The following is an 18427-nucleotide window of genomic DNA, read 5'->3' on the forward strand; positions in this document are numbered from 1 at the left end:
TCCTTTCTTCTAACCGAAAAACTCTGCCAATTCTTGGGTTTTGCGGGCAATAACTCGCATAACCAGATCGTCTGCTGTATTGGTCGCGGAAATGAGCCGAGCCAAGACAGGCTTTGTTTGCCCAATACGCGAAGCACGCTTCGCGGCTTGGAAATTATCTTTAGGCACCCAAGACGGCTCCCCCAGAATTACTTGGTTAGAAGCAGTCAAAGTCAGCCCCTCGCGGCAAACGGTCGTTTGCCCGATGAAAATTCTCGTGTCCGGGTCGTTCTGAAACTGGTCAGCCAACCCGGCCCTAATATGCAGTGGGGTTTTCCCGTGGAGGATAACTTTCCTATAGTTCTTCAAATGTTCCGCAATTTTGTCAATAGCGTCGGTGTGGTGTAGGAAGATTATCCGCTTTTCCACAGGGTTATCCATCAACTCGTTGTCAACGAGTTCTGCGATGCTTTCCGCCTTCAGAGTCCCGATCAGCCGTCTTTGCGTTGAAAGCGCGACAAGATCGCTGGACAAAGCTTCAAGTATTTCGTCTTCCGTCTCACAGTCCTTGACCAGCTCGGAAATTTTCTTGTTGGTTTCCGCAAGCAGCCGCTTCGCCTGTTCCGACTTCGGTTTCAGATCTATGGGGTGCTCGACAAAGCGAAGTGGCGGCAGCTCCTTCAAGACATCCTGCGACCGACGCGCCAAAAAGTACGGCCCGATCAGCTTGCGCAGTTGCGGCAGGTTCTTGGAACCGACGATGACGCGCATTCTTCTCGCGCCAAACTTGCGTTCCTCAACCTCGCAATATTCATCTTCAAATTCCCGCTGTGTCTTCACCTTCCCATCTGATTTTGTAATCAGATGCGGCAGCAAGGCGCGCAAATGCGGGTACAGATCGCCAGCATGATTCACCAGGAGCGTTCCAGAAACCGGCCACCAATGGACCTTCGCAGACACCGGGTTGTTCTTGCGCAGCTCGCCGTAAATCGACTTGGTGCGGTTCGATCCCATGGACTTGAGCGAGTGGGCTTCATCGATAATGACGACATCCCATTTCGTGTCGATGGCGAACCGCGCCCAGACATTGGTCGCCACGCGGCGGATGTTGTCGCGCTGCGAAAACTTGTCGATGTTGATTATGCAGATCAGCGGGCCGGTTCTTGGCACCGTGTTCTTAAACGCGACATCGGCCCGAACGATCTTAGGCAACGGGACGTCAGTTTCTGTCTTCCACCACGTCTTGAATTCGCGCTCCCAGTTAACGAGCAGGATCGACGGGCAGATAACGAGAATTCGATCAGCGCCCGCTTTCGCCGCAGCCGTGATCGCCTGCGCGGTCTTGCCAAGTCCCGGTTCGTCTCCCAGAATTTTTGCGAAGTCGTCAGACAGGAAATCCCGGCCTGTTTCCTGATAATTTTTCAGAGCGAGATTGCTCATTGCCCGCCCTCCGAAGCTGGTGCAGAGGGGCGGTCGCCCTCTGATGGAGCTAATTCCAGTCCCATATCTGTAGCGGCAGGTGCGGGTGCGCCCTCCAACGCCTGTTCACGCGCTGCGGTCGATGTCCGATCTTTCACAGCCACTTGCACGGGGAAGCCGGGCAGCGCTGAAACTGCCGCTTTCACGGCTTCTTCCGGTAGGGTGGTCTTAGTGTTCATCATGCGCCCCTCGCTTGTTTATGGCGGCGTGAACCGTCGCAGCGCTGCGGTTGATCGCTTTCCCGATCATGTGCAGCGACATGCCTAGTTCTTCCTTGGCTCGAACGCAGAATTCATGTCGGGCTTGGACAAGCGCAGACACCCGCGAAGTACCTTTGATGCCGTCAATGCTGACCGCATGTCTGACGGCCACATCGAACAGGAGCAGATCGACCTTGTTCATTTCGACGGCCCCATGTCTTTTGTGTAGGCCACGTAAGCCAACAATGCCGCATCCGCTCGACCGTGATCTTTCTTGCGAGCAAACAAGTTGGCTTCGCGAGGAAACAGCTCGACCGCCTTCTGGCGCGAAGCGTCCTTGTCCTTGCCGGACAAGCCCATGATGTTTTTCCATTTGGCGGGCTGGATGAAGACAGTCGGAATGTTCTTCGCTGCGATGATGCCGCGCGCCACCCCGAAAGCAGTTCCAAACTTGAACGCAGACGACGAACCGTCTGTCGGCATAGAATGCACGTCTTCGATGATCGCAAAATCGATGTCGCCCAGTGCCTCTATGTGACGAGCCAGAAGCCCGTCCATCAAGACGCTGCGGCCATTCGCACCTGCTTTTGCCACGGGCATGTCAAAGGCACGCAGAGACATGAAAACCGTGTCCAACAGGACAATGGCCCCCGACAAGCCGGGATCGACACCAAGAATACGAGCCATATCCACGCCCCTTACACGTGAGCGCGGACAGCCGCGTCTTTCGCTTCGAGCAGCTTGCGCAGTGCGACGGTACGTTCCGGGTTGCGCGGCGTTGTCTCGATGATGTGCCGGGCCAGATCGCAGAAAGGTTTCGAGCGGGGGCGCAAAACTTCCGGAAGATGCGCGTAGTGAAAGTAGCGCAGGATGTGGTCTTCGCGGAGCTGTTCTTCAGTGAATTCAGTTGGGGCGGGATGAATGCCAGACATCGTGTCTATCCTTTCAGGCCGTTTCAAGCTTGGTCAGCAGATCGCTGATATGATCCGTGGGAATGTGTGGCGCGAGAGTCGCAGCGGCGCGCACAAGCGGCAGGTGCCAGCGTGCGGCGACTGTCCCGCGATGCCTCCAAATGCGGATACTTCCGGCGCTTGGTGGCCGATACCCCAACCGCGCGATTGCTGAATTGATCGTCCTGGGATCGCCCAGTGCGTCCAGCAGTTCGGGAATGTTGTTCGGTAGCGTGTCCATGTGTGCCGTGCATGTTTTGTTAACCATCACAACAAGACATAAGCCAACACGTTTCTGTGCGCAACATTTCTTGTTGAAACGAATACAACCCTCATGTTACAAACTGAAACACGAACAAACACAGACAGGACACCGAAATGAGCAAACGCGGACGCATGCTGATGGAACCGGCAAGCGACGAAATGGCAGAAGGCAGCACGAACGTTGAGATCGTGAGAGCCGAAAATTTCGCGCGTAACCTGTTCAAAGCAATGACAGACAGGGGCATGTCTCAATCTGACCTGGCTCGCGCCTTGTGGGGTGAGACGGTCACATCGGAAGGCAAGAACGCTGCCAGGGGCAGAGACAGAATCAGCGTCTACTTGAAAGGCCGCACTGTCCCGACGCCTTCGACACTCAAGAAGATTGCCGAGGCTTTGGGCGTGCCTCTTGAAGAACTCGCGCCGGACATCGTGGGTGCAGCCGTAGACAGGGATAACCCTGAGTTTTCTATGTCTGTGGTGGCGGGGCATCCAGACAAGACGTTCGTCCGTGTCTCGAAACTTCTGCCGCTCAAGTTCGCAGTCGAGATTGCACAAGTTATCGAACGCGCCGAACGTCACAGTAAGGGGCTTTTGAAGGAAGAAGATTGATGACCAAAATCACCCGGTCCGAAGGGGGTATGGGGGGTGTGTATATACCTACGGTATACACACCCCCCAAAACCCCCGTTGGAAATCTCGACCAACTGCTAACAGACGCCGAGGCTGCGGCTTTGATCCGTCGCAAACCGTCAACCATTGCACGGTGGCGGCGTGAAGGCGGTTTGCCATACATCAAGGGCCGTCCTTGTCTTATCCGAGTGTCTGTTTTTGTGGACTACATTACCAACAACAGACACGTAGACAGCAGCCAAGACACGACAAAAACAACCAAGACAGGAAGCACCAAACCATGCAAGACACCAACATCAGCAAGCCAACGCTCGCCAAAAACAAGTACGGCATCTGGGAAGTCAGGTTCTCCGAAAAAACACCAACCGGACGTTGGCGCAGCCGAGCGGTTTCTACGCGCGAGAACAGCAAGCCTGCGGCGCAAGCGTTCCTGAAAGAATGGCTTGCGGCGGAAGAAGTCGCCCACAAGAAGGCTGACAATCAGGACATCGGAACAATCATTGATCGCTATCTGAAAAATCGCGGCGGGGACTCGGAAAAGTGGGTTCTCAAGCAGGTGCGGGAGTTTTTCGCTGATTTTCTGCCGCAGGAGATCGATGCAGATTTGCTGTCAGAGTATCGCGAGGAAAAAGCGCACCTGAAAGACGGATCGGTTCGTCGCCATCTTGCGGCACTCGTAGCAGCCCTCAACTATTCGGCTACACACAAGTTCATTTCCAAGAACGATTTGCCTGTGATTGAGCTGCCGCCGCAATCAAAGCGGCGCGAGCTGTATTTGAACGAGGATGAAGAAGCGCAGTTTCACGCTATGGCTATGGGTGACAGCATCGGGCAGCAGCGTTTGACCCGCGTCACACGGTTTGTCGCAATCGCTCTGGACACCGGATCGCGCAAAGGGGCAATCGAAACTCTGACGTGGGATCGCGTGGATTTGCGCCACGGCCTTATCGATTTTCACGTTGATGGGGAGCGTGTCACGAACAAGCGCCGCGCCAAGGTGCCGATTTCAGACCGGCTCATGCCGATATTGGAACGCGCATATGAAGAACGGATTATCGACCCCGAAACTAAAAAATCGTTCGTCATAGATCGCGGCGCTATTCGCCGGGCCTACACCACATTCAAGAAATCCACACCTTTTGCTTGGGTGACGCCTCACGTTATGCGCCACACATGGGCGACCCTTGCCGCACGTGCAGGCGTTCCACTCTGGGATATTGCGGGAGTTTTGGCCGATGACGAAGCCACCGTGCGCAAGCACTATCTGCACCATTGCCCCGACCATTTGCGCGGCGCAGTCAATCATAGAAAATTTTCTTAAAAAGGGGCTTGCATGGTGTTTCAGTTTGCAATATGTATTGTCGTGTTGGTTAACAACATACAACACTAACGACACTACCGGACGCAAGCTATGACTTTCACCGCTGAGGAAATTGACCGGATAAACCAAGAAAGCTTGCGTCAGGCGGCGAAGAACGCACATGATGCTGCGCTCCGAGAGCTGCACCAAGCGATGTATGGCGACACCAGCCTTGCGAAATACGCAGGCCGTCGCCCAGGCATTACGGTTTTGGAAGACCTTTCGAGTGCGAAACAGACACCGCGCGTCTGGCGCTACAGATGTGTTTACTCGAACCTAAATCATAGGGAACGATTGGCAAGTAAGCGTGACAGACAGTCTCACACTGTTGAAACCGCCGGTCGTCAATTACTCGAAATCATTGGCAAAAATGCTTCCTACAAGGAAAAGCACGACCATAAGCGCGGTGAAGTTACCGCAACTCTGGAAGTGGATTTGACCAGCATTTTTGACGCCAGCGTTTCGGGCAGGCACTTCACTGAAATTCTCGCAGAGGCCCAGGCCGAAACGAGAAACCTTGTCTCCGAGCTGTTAGACAACGCAATCAAGGCGTTGGACGTTCGGGGAGACTACAACGACGATGTTCGCGCAGATCAACTGCGCGAAATCAAAGACAAGATCGAGGCAGCGCTTACCCATGGCGAAGACAACATGGACGGAAGCGCAGGTGGATTATCTGGTGTCGGCTTATAAATCCGACACGCCAAACACGACAATCGCCGCAGCGCTTGGAAAGACAAGAAAGGCGGTTGAAGCAAAAGCCGCAAGACTTGGATTAACGAACCGGCGAAGGAGAGACGAGAACAGCAGTAAACGGCTGAAACAGGCTCACGCCGGAGACACGAAATTTCGACGGGCTTTTGCAGAAGCGGTGGCCCGCCGGAAAAAGGAAGCGGTTCCGAAGGAACTGCGCGCATTGAACAGGAAACTGGCTCGCTGCGGCATCCCTGCCGAGGAAAGAGCCAGAATAATCAAAGATGAAACAAGGAAACACCGCAATGCTCACGATCAATCTTGATGTTCAGAAAATTCAGGCCGGTGGCGTTCTTAGCCCGGAAGGCACAGATGTCCTTCGTTCATTTTGCAAGGTGCTTTGTGCAATCGACACCATGTCGGGCAGTGAAAATGTCTACACCAGCGATGTTTTCGCAGACGCGGCGGCGAAGCTTCGCAGCCATGGCGAAAACGGACTGGCGGCTTTGGTAGATGAAGCTTCTCGCAACACCAAGGCTCTTGCCTACGCGGCAATGTCTGGGTTTGCGGCAAATTTAATCGCTGCGGAAGCCGCTCGCGATGGCAAGCATATCGGTGAAACGCTTGCCGTGCTGCTTTCCTTGCAGCTTGACGAACCCCAGACGCACTGACGGGAGGGTAGGACTTTGACAAACGAAACAACTTCCCGCCTTTCGCGCGCCATGGAAGCCGCAGACAAGCCACTGCTCACCGACGATGAATTTGCCATCGGTATTCAGGCCAATTTGTAGGTTCCTCCCAGTGAAAAGGCACCGACACTTGCCGGAGTTATTGGCGAACTCGACTTCCGTCTGGCGAATGCTCGCAGCGCTCGCCTTCGCATCGAAACCATGAACGACATTCTGCACGGCTCGTCCGTTCAAAATTCGACTGGTCCTTTCCCGCCAAAGCCGGAAGCCAGTTTTCAAGGCCCTGCCCTGCCGCGTGTCTTCGGACTGCTTGATGATCTTGGTGCCGAACTGGCCCGGATCAGCAAGGAACTGACGAAGCTGGAAAGCTTCATCAAAGTTTAATCGTGTCTGCTTTTGCGTAAGACACAAACACCAATCCGAGCGCAGGCGGAACCTGCGCAATCAGAAAATGAAACAAGGAAACACCGAAATGAACGCTATCGTTAACAATCCTGCCGCCGCTGTTGCAGCCACCGACTGGACGAAGATCGACACGCAGATCAAGCATCAGGGCAAGGAAATCATTCTGCCGTCTGATCCCACGAACATGGATTATGACGTTGCCATCGATACGATGAAACGTGTTCGCGATCAGGAAAATCAGGAGTTTGAAGTACACGAACTCGTCAAGGGTGCGCCTTGGGACACGCTTGTAGCTGTCTATCGCGCCATGCAGGAAATCTACGGCGTGGTGCTGTCTGAAAGCATCAAGACGTTCTTCGGTGAAATCAAGCCGGAATTCGTCACCGTTCATACCGGCCATAAGGCAGAAGACCGTCTCCAGGTGCCGTCCGGGCAGATGTCCCTTCCCGGTGTCTCGAAGCCGATCTACATTCAGATGAACGGCGGCGGCACTGTAGTTTACGGTACGGTTCGCAAGCGTGATCGCGCCCGCCTTGTAGAGATTGCGAACCGCGCTCGCGCTCTGGTCCAGTCTGCATCTGTCTACCGTGCGAAGGCTATTCGTCTGGACGTGGACGAAGACGGCGATCTGGTGCTGCATCGTCAGCCGGAATTTCTGGACCTGACCCGTGTCCAGGAAGCAGACATGATCCACACTCGCGAAACCGAAGCGCTCATTCGCACCAACATTCTTGCGCCGCTCAAGCATACGCAGGAATGCCGTCAGAACCGCATCCCGCTCAAGCGCGGCATTCTGCTGGAAGGCAAGTACGGCACGGGCAAGTCGCTGACATCGCGTGTCACTGCCAAGGTCGGCACTGACAACGGCTGGACATTCATCATGCTCAACCGTTCGCAGGGCCTGAAAGCGGCAATCGAATTTGCTCGCGAATATCAGCCTTGCGTCATCTTTGCGGAAGACATCGACCGCGCCGCTGACCGTGAAAACGAAGACGTGAACGATCTCGTCAACATGCTCGACGGCCTGATCTCGAAGGAAATGGAAATGATGGTGGTTCTCACCACCAACCACATTGAAAAGATCGACCGCGCCCTGCTGCGTCCCGGTCGCTTCGATGCGGTGATTTCCATCGATGCGCCGGACGCGGAAACCGCCGAACGCATTATCCGTGTCTACGCAGGCAAGCTCCTGTCTTCTGACGCTGATCTTGCTCCTGTCGGTGAAGTGGTTGCTGGCATGATCCCGGCTTCGATCCGTGAAGTTGTCGAACGCGCCAAGCTGTCGATGCTCACCGAAGGTCGCAAGTCTCTGACTGTGGACGATCTTCGCATCAGCGCCGTGGGCATGAAGCGCCACGTCGCACTGCTCGAACCGAAGAAGGCGGAAAAGACTTCTGCCGAGCAGTTTGCGGAAGGCTTCATCGGTCTGATCGGTGACAAGCTGTCTGCGGACGATGTGGCCCAGGAGTCTAGCTTGCACAAGATCGCGCAGGGTCTGGTTGGGCAGTTCAACAACACCAACAAGAAGATCGACGGTGTGAACATGCGCGCCACCATGGCTGCGGGCGCTGCCGACAAGGCGGCAGACAGTGCCAGCCTCGCATTCAAGGTCGCCAATGAAGCTGCAAGCCACGCCAAGCAGGCTTCCGAGAAGGCAGACGCCATTCTCCACGAAGTTTCCTAAGCCAAGACACGGCGGCGCGACCAGCGCCGCCACTTTCCCCGAAATCTGAAATTGGAGCGCGGTCCATGTGGATTGCTGTGATTAACAACCTGCCAGAACTGATCCTTGGTGCCTGTTGGACAGTCGTCACTTTCTGGCTTGGAACCCGTTTCGGTCGCTGGCGCGCACCGAAAATCTCGAAAACCCCACGGTGATTTTTCACCAAAACAACGGAGTACAGGAAAATGTTCGGACTGTTGAAGAAAATCGGTGGCGCTGCCGCCAAGGAAGTGAAAGCCGAATACGGCCAGAACAAGGACTTTCTCGAAGCTGTTTGCGCCGGTTCGGCACTGGTCGCAGCCGCAGACGGTGAAATCGAAGACAGCGAGCGCACCAAGGTCGTGAGCATCATCACCAACCACGCGCAGTTGTCCAAGCTTTACGACCGCAACACCATCGAACAGACCGCCGAGGCCATGTTCAAGAAGGCCAAGGATGCTTCCGGTCGCCAGTCGCTCGCCCGCGAAATGGACGACATCAAGAACCGTCCAGATGGCGCGACGATGTGCGAGGACGTTTATCTGATCGCACTCGATATTGCCGGTGCAGACGGTGAAATCGAGCCGGAAGAACAGGCTGTTCTCGAAAAGATCGCCAAGCGTTTGAACGTCGATACCAGCAAGTTCGACTTCTAACGCCCGGTGAGTGGAAGGGGCTGCGACCCCAAGCCCCCCGCCCAAAGCGGCCCCTTCCATCTTTAACTTCCATACAGGAGCTTGTGACAATGGCCCGCATTACCGAAAGTTTTGAATTCTGCCCGACATCTGACGACACGTTGAGCTTGCTCCATGCTGTCTACGAGGGCGTAGAACGGGACCCTGCGAAAACCTTTCAGGCGCTCTTTTCGTCTACGCTTGTGGCCGCAGCCATCATCGATGTGAAATCGGAAGAATTGTCTGCGATGTTCGACGTTTTGCTGTCTTTCACGAAAGATCAGATCAAAGCCAACCCGCAGATTTTCGGCAACCGGCCAGCAGACGGTGGGACGTTGCAATGACCAATTATTATGAGCTTTCCGGTCGTGAAACGCCGCCACCGAACAGCGGCGGGCTGCGGTTGCCAGCCCTTCTGTGTTGCGGGCTTTGTAGTGAGGTGATCGACAGCATGGGTGGTCCCGGTTGGGGTGTCGTGTGTGAGCATTGCGGTGATGAACTAAAAGCTGGTCGTCTGCGCGGTGCTGTTGTCTGGGAAGATGATGGGAAATCGTCATGACGTACAACGAAGGTTTGGAAGCCGCAGCCCGCTGGCATGATTGTCAGGCTGCGGCATTGAAGTCCGGTCGCAGTCACTCACTCCGCAAGATCAAGCGTTTTCATGAAATTGCAGCGCAGGAAATCCGCTCGAAGGTGATGGCTCCTGTTCCGCAGGAACCTGCCGTGTCTTGTGTCTGCGCCAGTGTCTGCCGCGCAGTTGAGTTGACTGTGGAAATCGAGCGTCTACGAGCAGGAGGCGACCGTCATGGCGCGTGAAGCCGCTCCTACGCATATCACCTACAACCCTGTTTACATGGTCACATACGCGGGGGCTGATCCATCGCGGGGGTATGTCTACGTGCGTGACGACACCCGCCCCGCGCCCGCCGCTACAGATACGGGACTGGTGACGGTGGGCGACGGCTATCTCGACAATGCAGGACGGTTAAGCCGTGGGAGCCATACTGATTGTATTGCCCTAGGTTTTCGTCGGGTCAGCCTGGTAGACCGCTCGCAGGCTGTGGAGCTATTGGCGGCGGAAATCAGACGCGAGCGCGATCTTGCTGCGAAGCAGCTTTCGGAGGTCGTTGATCGTATGTCCGACGACTATCTTGCCTTAAAAGCCGACAACGCGGCTGTGTCTGCCGCGCTTGGTGCGCTCGACAACGCTCTTGCAGTTATTGGCGGCTGCGGCGACGGCAATTGCGTCGTTGTGAGGCCGAAGGGCCAGCATACAAACGGCGGTTGCCGGTGTTTTCAGGATCGCATGAAAATGCAGCGTTTCGCCTTCGCCATGAACCAGTTTCGTGACGTGGTTGCACGTGTCTGCGAGGCGAGCAAATGAGCTGGCAATTCGCGAAGGTCAAAAACAAGGTGTTTGTCTACAAAGACGGCGGGATGACTCCTGTCTTCACGTTCGAGCGCACGAGCCAGACAGCGCACTACAAGGGCCACGGCAAATATTTCATGTCGCAGATTGCGATTGAAAAGTGGGTTGAGAAGGAAGGCGAGTTGTTATGCCGTTCTTCCGTCTGAATAAAAACAGCAAGCAATTCGGCATCCAGACGTATGGCAAGGCAATCCGGCTTCCCGATACACTTCGGGAAGTCGAACTTGAATATCTGGACGCCCGCGACTGGTACATGCAGACAGTAGGTGTCCTGGCGCAGTTTCAGGAAGCCCTTGAACAAGCGAAAACCGAGAACCGTCCTGAAGACGTGAAGCTTTTCGGCCATAAAATCCAAGCCCTGGAAGGTGCTTTGATCGATGCGCGGCAGCGCGTGCGGGACATAGGCGAGAAATCCTATGCAGAGGCGTATTATCTCGCGGCGCGTTTGATGCTTCCGAAGGACACCCACAAGGCTATAGAAATCGAGACAGAAAAACTGTTGGGGCGCGCTCGCCACGAACTCGCACGGTAAAATTGGGGGTGAAAATGAAGTGGGATGAATTTTTCATGGAACATGCGAGGCTTGCAGCCCGCAAATCCAAAGACAGTACAAAGGTAGGTGCGGCTTTGATCGGACCTGACGGCGAAGTCCGGCTTACCGCTTTCAACGGGCCACCCAAGGGTGTTGCAGACACGCCAGACCGTTTCGTCCGTCCGGCCAAGTATCTGTTCGCCAGCCACGCAGAAGCGAACCTTATCGCCTTCGCAGCCCGTGCCGGTATCCAGACCAAGGATTGCGTCGTCTATGTTACCCATGCGCCTTGTGCCGGGTGCGCCCGCACGCTTATCCAAGCAGGCATCAAAGGCGTGGTTTTCGACGGCGGCACAACGTCCATGCCGCAGGAAGAATTTGATGCTGCAAAGACGATGTTCAACGAGGCTGGCGTAGGCGCTCTGCCGATTGACGCCCTCCCCTGAAATGTAAAATTGATCGGACCTGCGAGGGGAGTCATCTTGACTCCCTTTTTGTTTTGTTCTTCTTCTGTTCTCATGCAGATTGAGACGCTAGGAGACGCCCTGACGTACAGCGTGCGCATCACCATGCGTTGCGCATGGGGCAAAAGAGACGCCATGAAATCGGTTCGCGAGTGCGTATTCAGCACCGAACTGGACGTGATGACACTTGTGTGCACACGCGGGCGGGACATGCCTATCACCTACCTGCAACAGCGTCTGAAATGCCCGCGCTGCGGTTCGCGGCAGGTGCGTTTCTTCATGACTTTTCCATCGCAGGGGCAACCTGCGGCAGCGCGCAGATATAACACCGGATAGCTCTGCACATGCCCTGCACCACCCCAAAAAGTGCAGAGAATCCGCACTGTTTTTGTCGTACTACACCAACACAATGTCAGTCTTGTAGACAGAAAAATCCCGCGTTTCCTGGCTTTTTAGTGTTTTATAGTGTTGTGTCTAGACACGACACGCATCCTTCGTAATGATGGGGTCGCGTGTTCGAGTCACGCAAGCGGCACCATAAAATCAAGCAGTTAGCGCTTGCCCCTCTTATTAACCAACCCCCTGTTTCACCATATATCTCATGTGCTGTGACACATTGTTTCTTTGGGTCCCGCCATCCTGTAGCGGGCAAAATCGCGTGGCAGCGACGGCAAGATCGAGTGGCAACAGTTTTACGATGTCAAAGAACTGAGCGCGAGGCTCATTAAACGCATCTTGAAACGCGGTTTAAGAAGCGTTGCTGATAATCAACTCCCGCACGGCTTTTCCCTTTCCTCCTGAAACCGAATACGTCAATTCAGCCCCTTCGATCGTGAAGGCGGCGAAGATGGTTCGTATCTCCGCGACATCATTGATCGACAGGACAAAGCGCCCTTTGATGCGGCCGAGCCGCTCGGCAAGAACTTCGAACTGGTCCCGACCAAATAGCTCCTTCCCGTAAACACCTTCCGTGCCCCAATAAGGCGGATCGAGATAGAACAACGTTTCTGGCCTATCATACCGATCAATAAACGCCTGCCAGTCCAAGTTCTCGATAACCACGCCAGCAAGCCGTTCGTGAACCTCCTGGAGTAGAGGTGCGAGCGTCGTCAGGTTAAACCTTGATGACCCGCTGTAATTGATGCCGAATGATCGCCCGGCCACCTTTCCTCCAAACGTCAGGCGCTGAAGGTAGATAAAGCGCGCAGCCCGCTCCAGATCAGTGAGTGTGTCCGGATCAGTAACCGTCAGACGTTCGAAGTCCGCTCGGCTCGTGATCTGGAACCGGAGCGTATCCATAAGTTGCGGATAATGACGTTGAAGAATGCGAAACAGGTTCGCTACATCTTTTGAACGGTCATTGATGAACTCGGCGCGCGGCGCTGCGGTGCGCCTGAAAAACACCCCGCCCATGCCGACGAACGGCTCGGCATACAGTGAATGCGATATAGCATCGATCTTCTGGCAGATGCGCTTTGCAAGCTGGCGCTTTCCGCCGATATAGGCAGCGGGCGGCGATACAGGATCGACGGCAATAAAATCGGCCTTCTGGCTCATGTACGTTCCTAAGAGAATCGGTCACAAACCAATTGCCCGAAAGGGCAAGGATGCGACGGTTATCTCAGATGGTTGTCGGGCGGGTCTTATCTTGGCGGATTGCCCCGCTGCCACGAATTGACGTGGCCGTCCCTAGTCCAGCTTTCGGCTGAGAAACTCCAGTTCGGTTCGTGTGAGGATTTCACGATCACGCAAGGTCAGATCGCCAACCAGCCTCTGGCCGGTGAGATCGGGCCAATATTCGCCAGCGCCGAGCTTCCACAGGTGGCGCATCGGCAGGCTGTCGGCGACATGGCTATGGGGTGGATAAACCTCGATCGCGACAACATCTGGCCCGAAATATTCGTTCTTCAGCGCCTGAAGTTCGTCCCACGTGATTGTGCCGTCATGTTCGATCGATAACAGGCCGCGCAGCTCGTCCAGTTGAACATTAATAACGTTGTTCATGCTTCGACCTCGATTTCATAGCTCACCTACCGATTGGCCTTGATCGCCAAAGCCGGGCACGCGCCTTGCTGCTAATGTTCCTTTTAGGAGGTGCACGGACCATCGACCGGCGATTGCTTCCCAAACAGCCTGATGGATCGTTGCCGCCGTTTCCGGCGACACTTCCACTGCAAAAGCATTAGGTGAAACCCCATATTGCATGGCCGTCATGCCTGCACCTGTGCGAACGGCCAGACGATGGCATCAACAATTGCGCGGGCCGCAGCTTCGTCTTCGGCGGCGTCGATGTCGCGCCTGGCACCGAGGCGGATGCTTTCGATCGCAGCGCCGATCTGCTGCCATTGTGCAAAAGCGGCAAGAACAACGTCTGCAACCTCGGAAAGCGTTTCCGCCGTAATGCCGACTTCCGACGCCAAGATTGGATAATCAGCCGCTATCGGATTACTCGCCGCCTTAAATGCCTGTGCCTCGGCCACTTTCTGCTGATAGGTCATCGCCTGACCCGCGCCGGGCGTAATGTAATTGAGACGTTCGATCTCGGCGGCAGTATCGACCGAGACTTTTAGGTCGGCCTTGATTTCCTTCAAAGACCGGGACAAATCGGGCGGTCTGGAAAATACCCCATCATCGTACCGCCAGCCTTGTTCAACGGCTTCATCCTCACAAGGCACGAAGGCTGCGGCAATATCCGGATGAAATGCTTCGGTGATTTCCAGATCGTCTGGCAGCTCCAGCAATTCCACTACGACGGTTTCAATAATCCGTGCATATCGCATATCTTGATCCTTAGTATTGAAGAATTGCGATGCCGGTGGCACCTTCGCCACCCTTGCCTTTGGCTTGGCTTTGCCATCCGGCATAGACGGCTCCGCCACCACTACCAGCTGCTTTCCCGTCACAAACGATAGCCGCGTACTCGGTTGCTGCTCGACCGCCTCCGCCCATTCGGCTGGTTCCGCCCGACCCGCCAACATTGGGAGTTCGTCCACCCCCTCCGTCCTGTCCCATGCCCCCGATGCCATTGATCTGGCCTCCGACGCCTTTTCCGCCTTCGCCTCCGCCTCCGCTGGCAGCACCGCCACCAGCTCCGCCCGTCGCGCTCAGCGATCCGCCGATACTAGTGCTCCCTCCATAGCCTCCGTTTTGTCCGTAAGTACCGGCTGTATTGGAAGCGACAGACTGTCCGCCCGTACCGCCAGCACCGACGATTACTGCGATTGATTGCCCCGGAGTGACATCGATCCATCCTTCCGAGAACCCACCTGCGCCACCGGCACCTGCGGGAAATGGCTGTCCGTTTGTATAGATTCCCATCCCTCCGGCGCCGCCGCCACCTGCAACGCAGATTCCATAAAGCTTGTAGACGCCAGCTGGCACTACAAATGAGTAGGTTCCCGCAACGGTATAAGCCGTCATGTTACGTGGTGGGGTTTGAGAGGTTTTCAGGCCATCGACCTGAAACGCCGTGCCATCGTACATCAGGCTGGCGACCTGACCGGCAATCAGATCATCTTTCTGCAGAGGGGAACCGTCTCCACGAACGACAGGCTTCACACCAAGACCGTTGAAATTAATGGTAGCCGGTCCCGTGTTATTTGTGCTGATTTTGACGGCGAGCACCATACCTGCGCTATACGCTGACGGCGCGGGCGCAAGGGTCGCCGTTAGCGCATCTGCCGTTCCACCAGCCACCGCATAGCCCCATTTGCCGGACTGAACGTCGAGGGCAGGCTTTTCAACGTAAGCACCCCCGACCTTCTCGAAAATACGACCGTCCGGCAGGCCGACGCCATGCCCGTTCTTCGTGTTGACGATGCGCCAGGTTGACCCAGTCCACTCTGCAAGCTTTTGCTGATTACCAGCCCAGGCACCTGTTGCCCCGGCCGGGATTATGTAAGCATCCCCCACAGTCGCGTCGTTCGGTGGGTTGATCATCGTAATTGAGATAACTGGAAGCCAGCCAGCGCGATTGGCAAAGCCGGGAGCCGCAATTGACTGAAGTGCTTCCCAAAGCTGCTGTTGGTTTTGCGGATCAAGCGCGAAGCCTGCATTCTCAATGACAGCGCAGATTTCTTCCTGCATATCATTGAGGATTGTGTCAGTAACTTCGGTTCCGGGAATACCCGCCGCGGCGTTTTGCGAGCGAAAGCCGCGCCTGCCGCCGCCAATATCGACCCAGTCAGTGCCATTGACGCGATCCATGTCAGTTCTCCACGTATGAAAAAACGAGTTGTGTGTGGGCGGGCTTCAGGCGGCGAAGCTCGCATTCAATATCGCTGATCTCGAAGCCTCCCAGCGGCTGACCGGCGGTGTTAACGCCTGCACGGAATATCCATTCCGAGATCAGCTGAAGCTTTACGCGCCAAGTGAACTGTTCGCCTTCAGCGATCAAAGCCTGTCCGGCGCGAAGCACCCCGGCCTTGGATGGCCAGAACTCTTCGATCTCGATCGTGTGGCCGAGGCTTGCTGCCATCCTGACAAAATACGGGATACTGGCACCGCCCTTAGCGATCCACCGCTGGTGCGCCCGGCGCTGGCGCTGTTCGAGCGTCTGGCTGCCAAGATCGCGACCGCAAGGATCGGGACCAAGAACACGCTCGAAATCAGGCAACAGCAAATTGGCCGTGCGTGGATCGATTTCGGTCATCAGACTTTCAGCGTCGGCTTCTGCCTGAACAAGAACCTTGGCGATGCTGTCGAGGATCGCATCGAGAACGCCTTCACGCTTTCCGAGCGCAAAGCCGCGTGGAAGCTTTCCGAGGAGACTGGCGAGGATGGATGACTGCGGCCGGGTCATAGCGGGTCCTCGAACGTGATAACGCCTGGAAGCGGATACTGGTCGCGGTCCAATGTAAACGGTGCCGAAGGCGAGATCAGATCATGGGCGTATTCACCCGATGCGGCGGAGATCGCTTCGGAAATGCGCGAAGGCTCAATCCGGGCACCGATCGGACTTTCGTTCTGGTCGTCGTTTTCATCGCCGATTGTTGCGATGAATGCCGCATAGGCTTCCTGGACGGCGGCGCGTGTGGCAACCGTGTCCGGACGCACGCGGACCGTAATCGGGATTTCCCGCATTTCGGCAGGGACGATGACGACATAGGCTGTGACCGGGCGAACGCCGGACGACGATCCGGGTGCGCCAAGATATGCAAGCTGCTCGGCCATTTCCGATTCAGTCGGTGCGCGAGCAGACGTACCATCTTTCATGGCAACGATGACGCCGACAGAGCCGCGTCCGACCCAATCAGTTTCGGTTTTCACGGCGCGAACGTCGAACTCTTCCCGCAGCCAGCTTGGATAGTCGAAACCAGCGCCGCCATGCGGCCGCTGCCGGATGTAGGCCATAGTTGCAGCGGCAAGCTCAGCTGGCGTTTCCGCTTCTGCGCCACCCGCAAACCCACCCTCGGCGACTGTGATGCGGTTGATCTCCGGGAAGGCCGTCACAGTACGAAGTCGGATACTAGCCTCAAGATTACCAGACGGACCGGCGACAACGGCCTTCGCGGCGACGGTCGCATTGCCGTTCGGCGAGATAACAGTCGTCGCGGTGGTCCGGTAAAGGGTGCCGTCAGAACCGGCAATTTCGAGATCGGCCGGAAGTTGCGTTCCAGCTGCACCTTCTATCGTCAGATTGCCCACTGCATATGTGGCCGGTCTTGCAACAATGCCCCAGATGTCAGCATGACGCTGGACGAACTCGTCTTCGGCGGTATCGACGAAATATTGTCTACCCCACCATGCGACATGGTCGTGGATCTCGCGCGCTTCCAGTGCGACGGCGCGGCCGATCATAGCAAGCATGCCACGCGCCGAGCGGACGGCGCGCGATATGGCTAGAGGATCGACAAGCGGCCGCACAACCGAAATGCTGAACTCCATTGCGGAAGCGATGCGTTCAGCGATGGTTTTTGCGGAGGGAACGGGCCAAGGCATTACGTGGTCCTCCGGCCAGAAATAGCAGTGTCATCGACCAGGACGCGCCAGCCGAGCATTTGCGGCGCGACCCATTCTGTCTCGATCTCCGCTGGAATGCCGGTATCGGAGGCCACCCATTCAAGGCTTTCGGCAAGCCAGCTCTGGTAAAGAAGGCGGGTGGTTTCGGTTTCCTTGGCGCGGTCAAGCAACCAGCAGCGCGAACCGATACGCTCACCATAGGGGTCCAGCGCGTCAGCAGCGGCACCACGCCGGACATCCATGCCGGAACCTGTCAGGAATTGCGAGCGGCCTTCCGGCAGCGGATCATCAGGATTGGCACGGCGATCAAGGCCGACAGAAAGAAGGACCGGCGTGACCGGGGTTTCATCAATGACGAGATCGCCATCCGCACCGATCTCCAGATCAGCGCGGCGGGTTTCCGGGTCATAGATGAGTGCCACATCGTAAAACATGCTCCGGTTCTATCGCGCGCGCGCGAAAACGATCATGCCCGCCGAAGCGGGCATGAAACAGTTTATCCTTGCGGAACGCCGGTGTTACTGTTTCCGGGAGATACGCCGATATGAACATGGGTTGAGCCAATGTTCTTGCCGTCATGGGTGACGGTCCCGCCCTCGATGTCAACGCCACCCGCCGAGATCGTCACGGTTACCCCCTCAACTTCAATGACTGTGGCCGCTCCGGCTTTTATGCTGATGGTGCCATCAGAGCCAACAAGAATGCCATCGCCATGCTGATTATAAAGTGCAGTTTCACCCGGCTTCAGTCCACCCATACGCGCCGATGGATTGCCAACCGGCAGGATTACGATGTCATCCTCGTTGCCACCAATGGCGACGGCAAGTGCAAGTGCGCCGTCTTCCGGTGCCGAGGTTGCCAGTCCGTAGGGCTGCATGATCTCGACCTTATCGCGCCAGATGCCAGGAGCAACTTCCACGGAAGCGGTCTGGGTTTCGCCATCATCATTGATGTTCTTCAGAACGACGCGGCGAACGATACCGCGAACTTTGCTGGCAGTTTCATGATCCATGGTT

27 protein-coding genes, 1 tRNA gene and 1 pseudogene are annotated in these 18427 nt (G+C 56.0%); 17 read left to right on the plus strand and 12 right to left on the minus strand.

Translation table 11 applies throughout. The features are described 5' to 3' along the window. Window positions 1-9 precede the first annotated feature (9 nt). The 4 genes from AVM02_RS17680 to AVM02_RS17695 all read right to left on the minus strand — a co-directional run bounded on the left by AVM02_RS17680 (window position 10) and on the right by AVM02_RS17695 (window position 2590). Window positions 10-1419 carry an SNF2-related protein gene (locus AVM02_RS17680; protein WP_411508231.1) on the minus strand — a complete coding sequence of 470 codons (1410 nt, stop codon included), beginning with the start codon at window positions 1417-1419 and terminating at the stop codon, window positions 10-12. Between the two features lie 207 nt (window positions 1420-1626). Further along, the gene (locus AVM02_RS17685) at window positions 1627-1860 is read right to left on the minus strand and encodes a helix-turn-helix domain-containing protein (protein ID WP_411508232.1); all 234 of its coding nucleotides are present in this window, start codon (window positions 1858-1860) and stop codon (window positions 1627-1629) included. Continuing rightward, entirely contained in the window at window positions 1857-2294 is a 438-nt protein-coding gene (locus AVM02_RS17690) for a hypothetical protein (protein ID WP_411508233.1), read from the minus strand. Before AVM02_RS17690 ends, AVM02_RS17685 begins: the two co-directional genes overlap by 4 nt. 62 nt (window positions 2295-2356) lie before the next feature. Further along, window positions 2357-2590 (minus strand): hypothetical protein, encoded by a 234-nt coding sequence (locus AVM02_RS17695; RefSeq protein WP_411508234.1) that lies wholly within the window; start codon window positions 2588-2590, stop codon window positions 2357-2359. 396 nt (window positions 2591-2986) lie between these two features. Between AVM02_RS17695 and AVM02_RS17700 the strand changes: the two genes are divergently transcribed. From AVM02_RS17700 to AVM02_RS17780, 17 genes and pseudogenes are all read left to right on the plus strand, one after another. Continuing rightward, window positions 2987-3481 carry a helix-turn-helix domain-containing protein gene (locus AVM02_RS17700; RefSeq protein ID WP_411508235.1) on the plus strand — a complete coding sequence of 165 codons (495 nt, stop codon included), beginning with the start codon at window positions 2987-2989 and terminating at the stop codon, window positions 3479-3481. 29 nt (window positions 3482-3510) lie between these two features. After that, a pseudogene (locus AVM02_RS17705) lies at window positions 3511-3714 on the plus strand (helix-turn-helix domain-containing protein); the annotation flags it as partial. A 68-nt stretch (window positions 3715-3782) separates the two neighbouring features. After that, window positions 3783-4823 carry a tyrosine-type recombinase/integrase gene (locus AVM02_RS17710; protein ID WP_411508236.1) on the plus strand — a complete coding sequence of 347 codons (1041 nt, stop codon included), beginning with the start codon at window positions 3783-3785 and terminating at the stop codon, window positions 4821-4823. 90 nt (window positions 4824-4913) lie between these two features. Then, window positions 4914-5555 carry a hypothetical protein gene (locus tag AVM02_RS17715; RefSeq protein WP_411508237.1) on the plus strand — a complete coding sequence of 214 codons (642 nt, stop codon included), beginning with the start codon at window positions 4914-4916 and terminating at the stop codon, window positions 5553-5555. Continuing rightward, entirely contained in the window at window positions 5530-5880 is a 351-nt protein-coding gene (locus AVM02_RS17720; RefSeq protein ID WP_411508238.1) for a hypothetical protein, read from the plus strand. Before AVM02_RS17715 ends, AVM02_RS17720 begins: the two co-directional genes overlap by 26 nt. Next, window positions 5861-6226 (plus strand): hypothetical protein, encoded by a 366-nt coding sequence (locus AVM02_RS17725; protein ID WP_411508239.1) that lies wholly within the window; start codon window positions 5861-5863, stop codon window positions 6224-6226. The genes AVM02_RS17720 and AVM02_RS17725 overlap by 20 nt, the downstream gene beginning before the upstream one ends. A 219-nt stretch (window positions 6227-6445) precedes the next feature. After that, the gene (locus AVM02_RS17730; RefSeq protein WP_411508240.1) at window positions 6446-6628 is read left to right on the plus strand and encodes a hypothetical protein; all 183 of its coding nucleotides are present in this window, start codon (window positions 6446-6448) and stop codon (window positions 6626-6628) included. Between the two features lie 88 nt (window positions 6629-6716). Then, a complete protein-coding gene (locus tag AVM02_RS17735) occupies window positions 6717-8333 on the plus strand; it encodes an AAA family ATPase (RefSeq protein WP_411508241.1) in 1617 nt (538 codons plus the stop codon). Window positions 8334-8557: 224 nt separating this feature from the next. Next, complete coding sequence (locus tag AVM02_RS17740; RefSeq protein WP_411508242.1) at window positions 8558-9007, plus strand: tellurite resistance TerB family protein; 450 nt, start codon at window positions 8558-8560, stop codon at window positions 9005-9007. Window positions 9008-9096: 89 nt separating this feature from the next. Continuing rightward, window positions 9097-9369: a hypothetical protein gene (locus AVM02_RS17745; protein WP_411508243.1), complete on the plus strand. Its 273-nt coding sequence runs from the start codon at window positions 9097-9099 to the stop codon at window positions 9367-9369. Then, complete coding sequence (locus AVM02_RS17750; RefSeq protein WP_411508244.1) at window positions 9366-9584, plus strand: hypothetical protein; 219 nt, start codon at window positions 9366-9368, stop codon at window positions 9582-9584. Before AVM02_RS17745 ends, AVM02_RS17750 begins: the two co-directional genes overlap by 4 nt. Next, entirely contained in the window at window positions 9581-9841 is a 261-nt protein-coding gene (locus AVM02_RS17755; RefSeq protein WP_411508245.1) for a hypothetical protein, read from the plus strand. Before AVM02_RS17750 ends, AVM02_RS17755 begins: the two co-directional genes overlap by 4 nt. Continuing rightward, window positions 9831-10409, plus strand: coding sequence for a hypothetical protein (locus AVM02_RS17760; RefSeq protein WP_411508246.1), 579 nt, complete (start codon window positions 9831-9833; stop codon window positions 10407-10409). Before AVM02_RS17755 ends, AVM02_RS17760 begins: the two co-directional genes overlap by 11 nt. Next, the gene (locus AVM02_RS17765; RefSeq protein ID WP_411508247.1) at window positions 10406-10600 is read left to right on the plus strand and encodes a hypothetical protein; all 195 of its coding nucleotides are present in this window, start codon (window positions 10406-10408) and stop codon (window positions 10598-10600) included. The genes AVM02_RS17760 and AVM02_RS17765 overlap by 4 nt, the downstream gene beginning before the upstream one ends. After that, complete coding sequence (locus tag AVM02_RS17770; protein ID WP_411508248.1) at window positions 10582-10986, plus strand: hypothetical protein; 405 nt, start codon at window positions 10582-10584, stop codon at window positions 10984-10986. The genes AVM02_RS17765 and AVM02_RS17770 overlap by 19 nt, the downstream gene beginning before the upstream one ends. A 14-nt stretch (window positions 10987-11000) precedes the next feature. Continuing rightward, the gene (locus tag AVM02_RS17775) at window positions 11001-11432 is read left to right on the plus strand and encodes a deoxycytidylate deaminase (protein WP_411508249.1); all 432 of its coding nucleotides are present in this window, start codon (window positions 11001-11003) and stop codon (window positions 11430-11432) included. A 464-nt stretch (window positions 11433-11896) separates the two neighbouring features. Next, window positions 11897-11988 (plus strand) — tRNA-Thr (locus AVM02_RS17780). Between the two features lie 209 nt (window positions 11989-12197). Here the strand turns inward: AVM02_RS17780 and AVM02_RS17785 are convergent. The 8 genes from AVM02_RS17785 to AVM02_RS17820 all read right to left on the minus strand — a co-directional run bounded on the left by AVM02_RS17785 (window position 12198) and on the right by AVM02_RS17820 (window position 18423). Beyond that, on the minus strand, window positions 12198-13007 hold the full coding sequence (locus tag AVM02_RS17785) for a DNA adenine methylase (RefSeq protein WP_411508250.1): 810 nt from the start codon (window positions 13005-13007) through the stop codon (window positions 12198-12200). A gap of 132 nt (window positions 13008-13139) precedes the next feature. Beyond that, a complete protein-coding gene (locus tag AVM02_RS17790) occupies window positions 13140-13454 on the minus strand; it encodes a hypothetical protein (RefSeq protein WP_411508251.1) in 315 nt (104 codons plus the stop codon). A gap of 206 nt (window positions 13455-13660) precedes the next feature. Further along, window positions 13661-14314 carry a hypothetical protein gene (locus AVM02_RS17795; RefSeq protein ID WP_411508252.1) on the minus strand — a complete coding sequence of 218 codons (654 nt, stop codon included), beginning with the start codon at window positions 14312-14314 and terminating at the stop codon, window positions 13661-13663. Beyond that, window positions 14241-15656 carry a DUF2793 domain-containing protein gene (locus AVM02_RS17800; protein ID WP_411508253.1) on the minus strand — a complete coding sequence of 472 codons (1416 nt, stop codon included), beginning with the start codon at window positions 15654-15656 and terminating at the stop codon, window positions 14241-14243. The genes AVM02_RS17795 and AVM02_RS17800 overlap by 74 nt, the downstream gene beginning before the upstream one ends. Window position 15657: 1 nt before the next feature. Beyond that, window positions 15658-16251 (minus strand): YmfQ family protein, encoded by a 594-nt coding sequence (locus AVM02_RS17805; protein ID WP_411508254.1) that lies wholly within the window; start codon window positions 16249-16251, stop codon window positions 15658-15660. Next, a complete protein-coding gene (locus tag AVM02_RS17810) occupies window positions 16248-17390 on the minus strand; it encodes a baseplate J/gp47 family protein (protein WP_411508255.1) in 1143 nt (380 codons plus the stop codon). Before AVM02_RS17810 ends, AVM02_RS17805 begins: the two co-directional genes overlap by 4 nt. Beyond that, a complete protein-coding gene (locus tag AVM02_RS17815) occupies window positions 17390-17845 on the minus strand; it encodes a phage GP46 family protein (RefSeq protein ID WP_411508256.1) in 456 nt (151 codons plus the stop codon). Before AVM02_RS17815 ends, AVM02_RS17810 begins: the two co-directional genes overlap by 1 nt. 62 nt (window positions 17846-17907) lie before the next feature. Further along, the gene (locus tag AVM02_RS17820) at window positions 17908-18423 is read right to left on the minus strand and encodes a phage baseplate assembly protein (RefSeq protein ID WP_411508257.1); all 516 of its coding nucleotides are present in this window, start codon (window positions 18421-18423) and stop codon (window positions 17908-17910) included. Window positions 18424-18427: the final 4 nt, after the last annotated feature.

This window comes from Brucella anthropi, from assembly GCF_046630315.1.
GTDB lineage: Bacteria > Pseudomonadota > Alphaproteobacteria > Rhizobiales > Rhizobiaceae > Brucella > Brucella anthropi_A.

Bases quoted from the DNA above. Each gene is read 5' to 3' on its own strand.
- AVM02_RS17815 (WP_411508256.1), bottom strand. From the start codon at position 17,845: ATGTTTTACGATGTGGCACTCATCTATGACCCGGAAACCCGCCGCGCT.
- AVM02_RS17695 (WP_411508234.1), bottom strand. From the start codon at position 2,590: ATGTCTGGCATTCATCCCGCCCCAACTGAATTCACTGAAGAACAGCTC.
- AVM02_RS17775 (WP_411508249.1), top strand. From the start codon at position 11,001: ATGAAGTGGGATGAATTTTTCATGGAACATGCGAGGCTTGCAGCCCGC.
- AVM02_RS17755 (WP_411508245.1), top strand. From the start codon at position 9,581: ATGACGTACAACGAAGGTTTGGAAGCCGCAGCCCGCTGGCATGATTGT.
- AVM02_RS17725 (WP_411508239.1), top strand. From the start codon at position 5,861: ATGCTCACGATCAATCTTGATGTTCAGAAAATTCAGGCCGGTGGCGTT.
- AVM02_RS17790 (WP_411508251.1), bottom strand. From the start codon at position 13,454: ATGAACAACGTTATTAATGTTCAACTGGACGAGCTGCGCGGCCTGTTA.
- AVM02_RS17770 (WP_411508248.1), top strand. From the start codon at position 10,582: ATGCCGTTCTTCCGTCTGAATAAAAACAGCAAGCAATTCGGCATCCAG.
- AVM02_RS17800 (WP_411508253.1), bottom strand. From the start codon at position 15,656: ATGGATCGCGTCAATGGCACTGACTGGGTCGATATTGGCGGCGGCAGG.
- AVM02_RS17715 (WP_411508237.1), top strand. From the start codon at position 4,914: ATGACTTTCACCGCTGAGGAAATTGACCGGATAAACCAAGAAAGCTTG.
- AVM02_RS17710 (WP_411508236.1), top strand. From the start codon at position 3,783: ATGCAAGACACCAACATCAGCAAGCCAACGCTCGCCAAAAACAAGTAC.
- AVM02_RS17745 (WP_411508243.1), top strand. From the start codon at position 9,097: ATGGCCCGCATTACCGAAAGTTTTGAATTCTGCCCGACATCTGACGAC.
- AVM02_RS17795 (WP_411508252.1), bottom strand. From the start codon at position 14,314: ATGCCGGATGGCAAAGCCAAGCCAAAGGCAAGGGTGGCGAAGGTGCCA.
- AVM02_RS17810 (WP_411508255.1), bottom strand. From the start codon at position 17,390: ATGCCTTGGCCCGTTCCCTCCGCAAAAACCATCGCTGAACGCATCGCT.
- AVM02_RS17680 (WP_411508231.1), bottom strand. From the start codon at position 1,419: ATGAGCAATCTCGCTCTGAAAAATTATCAGGAAACAGGCCGGGATTTC.
- AVM02_RS17730 (WP_411508240.1), top strand. From the start codon at position 6,446: ATGAACGACATTCTGCACGGCTCGTCCGTTCAAAATTCGACTGGTCCT.
- AVM02_RS17765 (WP_411508247.1), top strand. From the start codon at position 10,406: ATGAGCTGGCAATTCGCGAAGGTCAAAAACAAGGTGTTTGTCTACAAA.
- AVM02_RS17750 (WP_411508244.1), top strand. From the start codon at position 9,366: ATGACCAATTATTATGAGCTTTCCGGTCGTGAAACGCCGCCACCGAAC.
- AVM02_RS17760 (WP_411508246.1), top strand. From the start codon at position 9,831: ATGGCGCGTGAAGCCGCTCCTACGCATATCACCTACAACCCTGTTTAC.
- AVM02_RS17685 (WP_411508232.1), bottom strand. From the start codon at position 1,860: ATGAACAAGGTCGATCTGCTCCTGTTCGATGTGGCCGTCAGACATGCG.
- AVM02_RS17700 (WP_411508235.1), top strand. From the start codon at position 2,987: ATGAGCAAACGCGGACGCATGCTGATGGAACCGGCAAGCGACGAAATG.
- AVM02_RS17740 (WP_411508242.1), top strand. From the start codon at position 8,558: ATGTTCGGACTGTTGAAGAAAATCGGTGGCGCTGCCGCCAAGGAAGTG.
- AVM02_RS17735 (WP_411508241.1), top strand. From the start codon at position 6,717: ATGAACGCTATCGTTAACAATCCTGCCGCCGCTGTTGCAGCCACCGAC.
- AVM02_RS17805 (WP_411508254.1), bottom strand. From the start codon at position 16,251: ATGACCCGGCCGCAGTCATCCATCCTCGCCAGTCTCCTCGGAAAGCTT.
- AVM02_RS17785 (WP_411508250.1), bottom strand. From the start codon at position 13,007: ATGAGCCAGAAGGCCGATTTTATTGCCGTCGATCCTGTATCGCCGCCC.
- AVM02_RS17820 (WP_411508257.1), bottom strand. From the start codon at position 18,423: ATGGATCATGAAACTGCCAGCAAAGTTCGCGGTATCGTTCGCCGCGTC.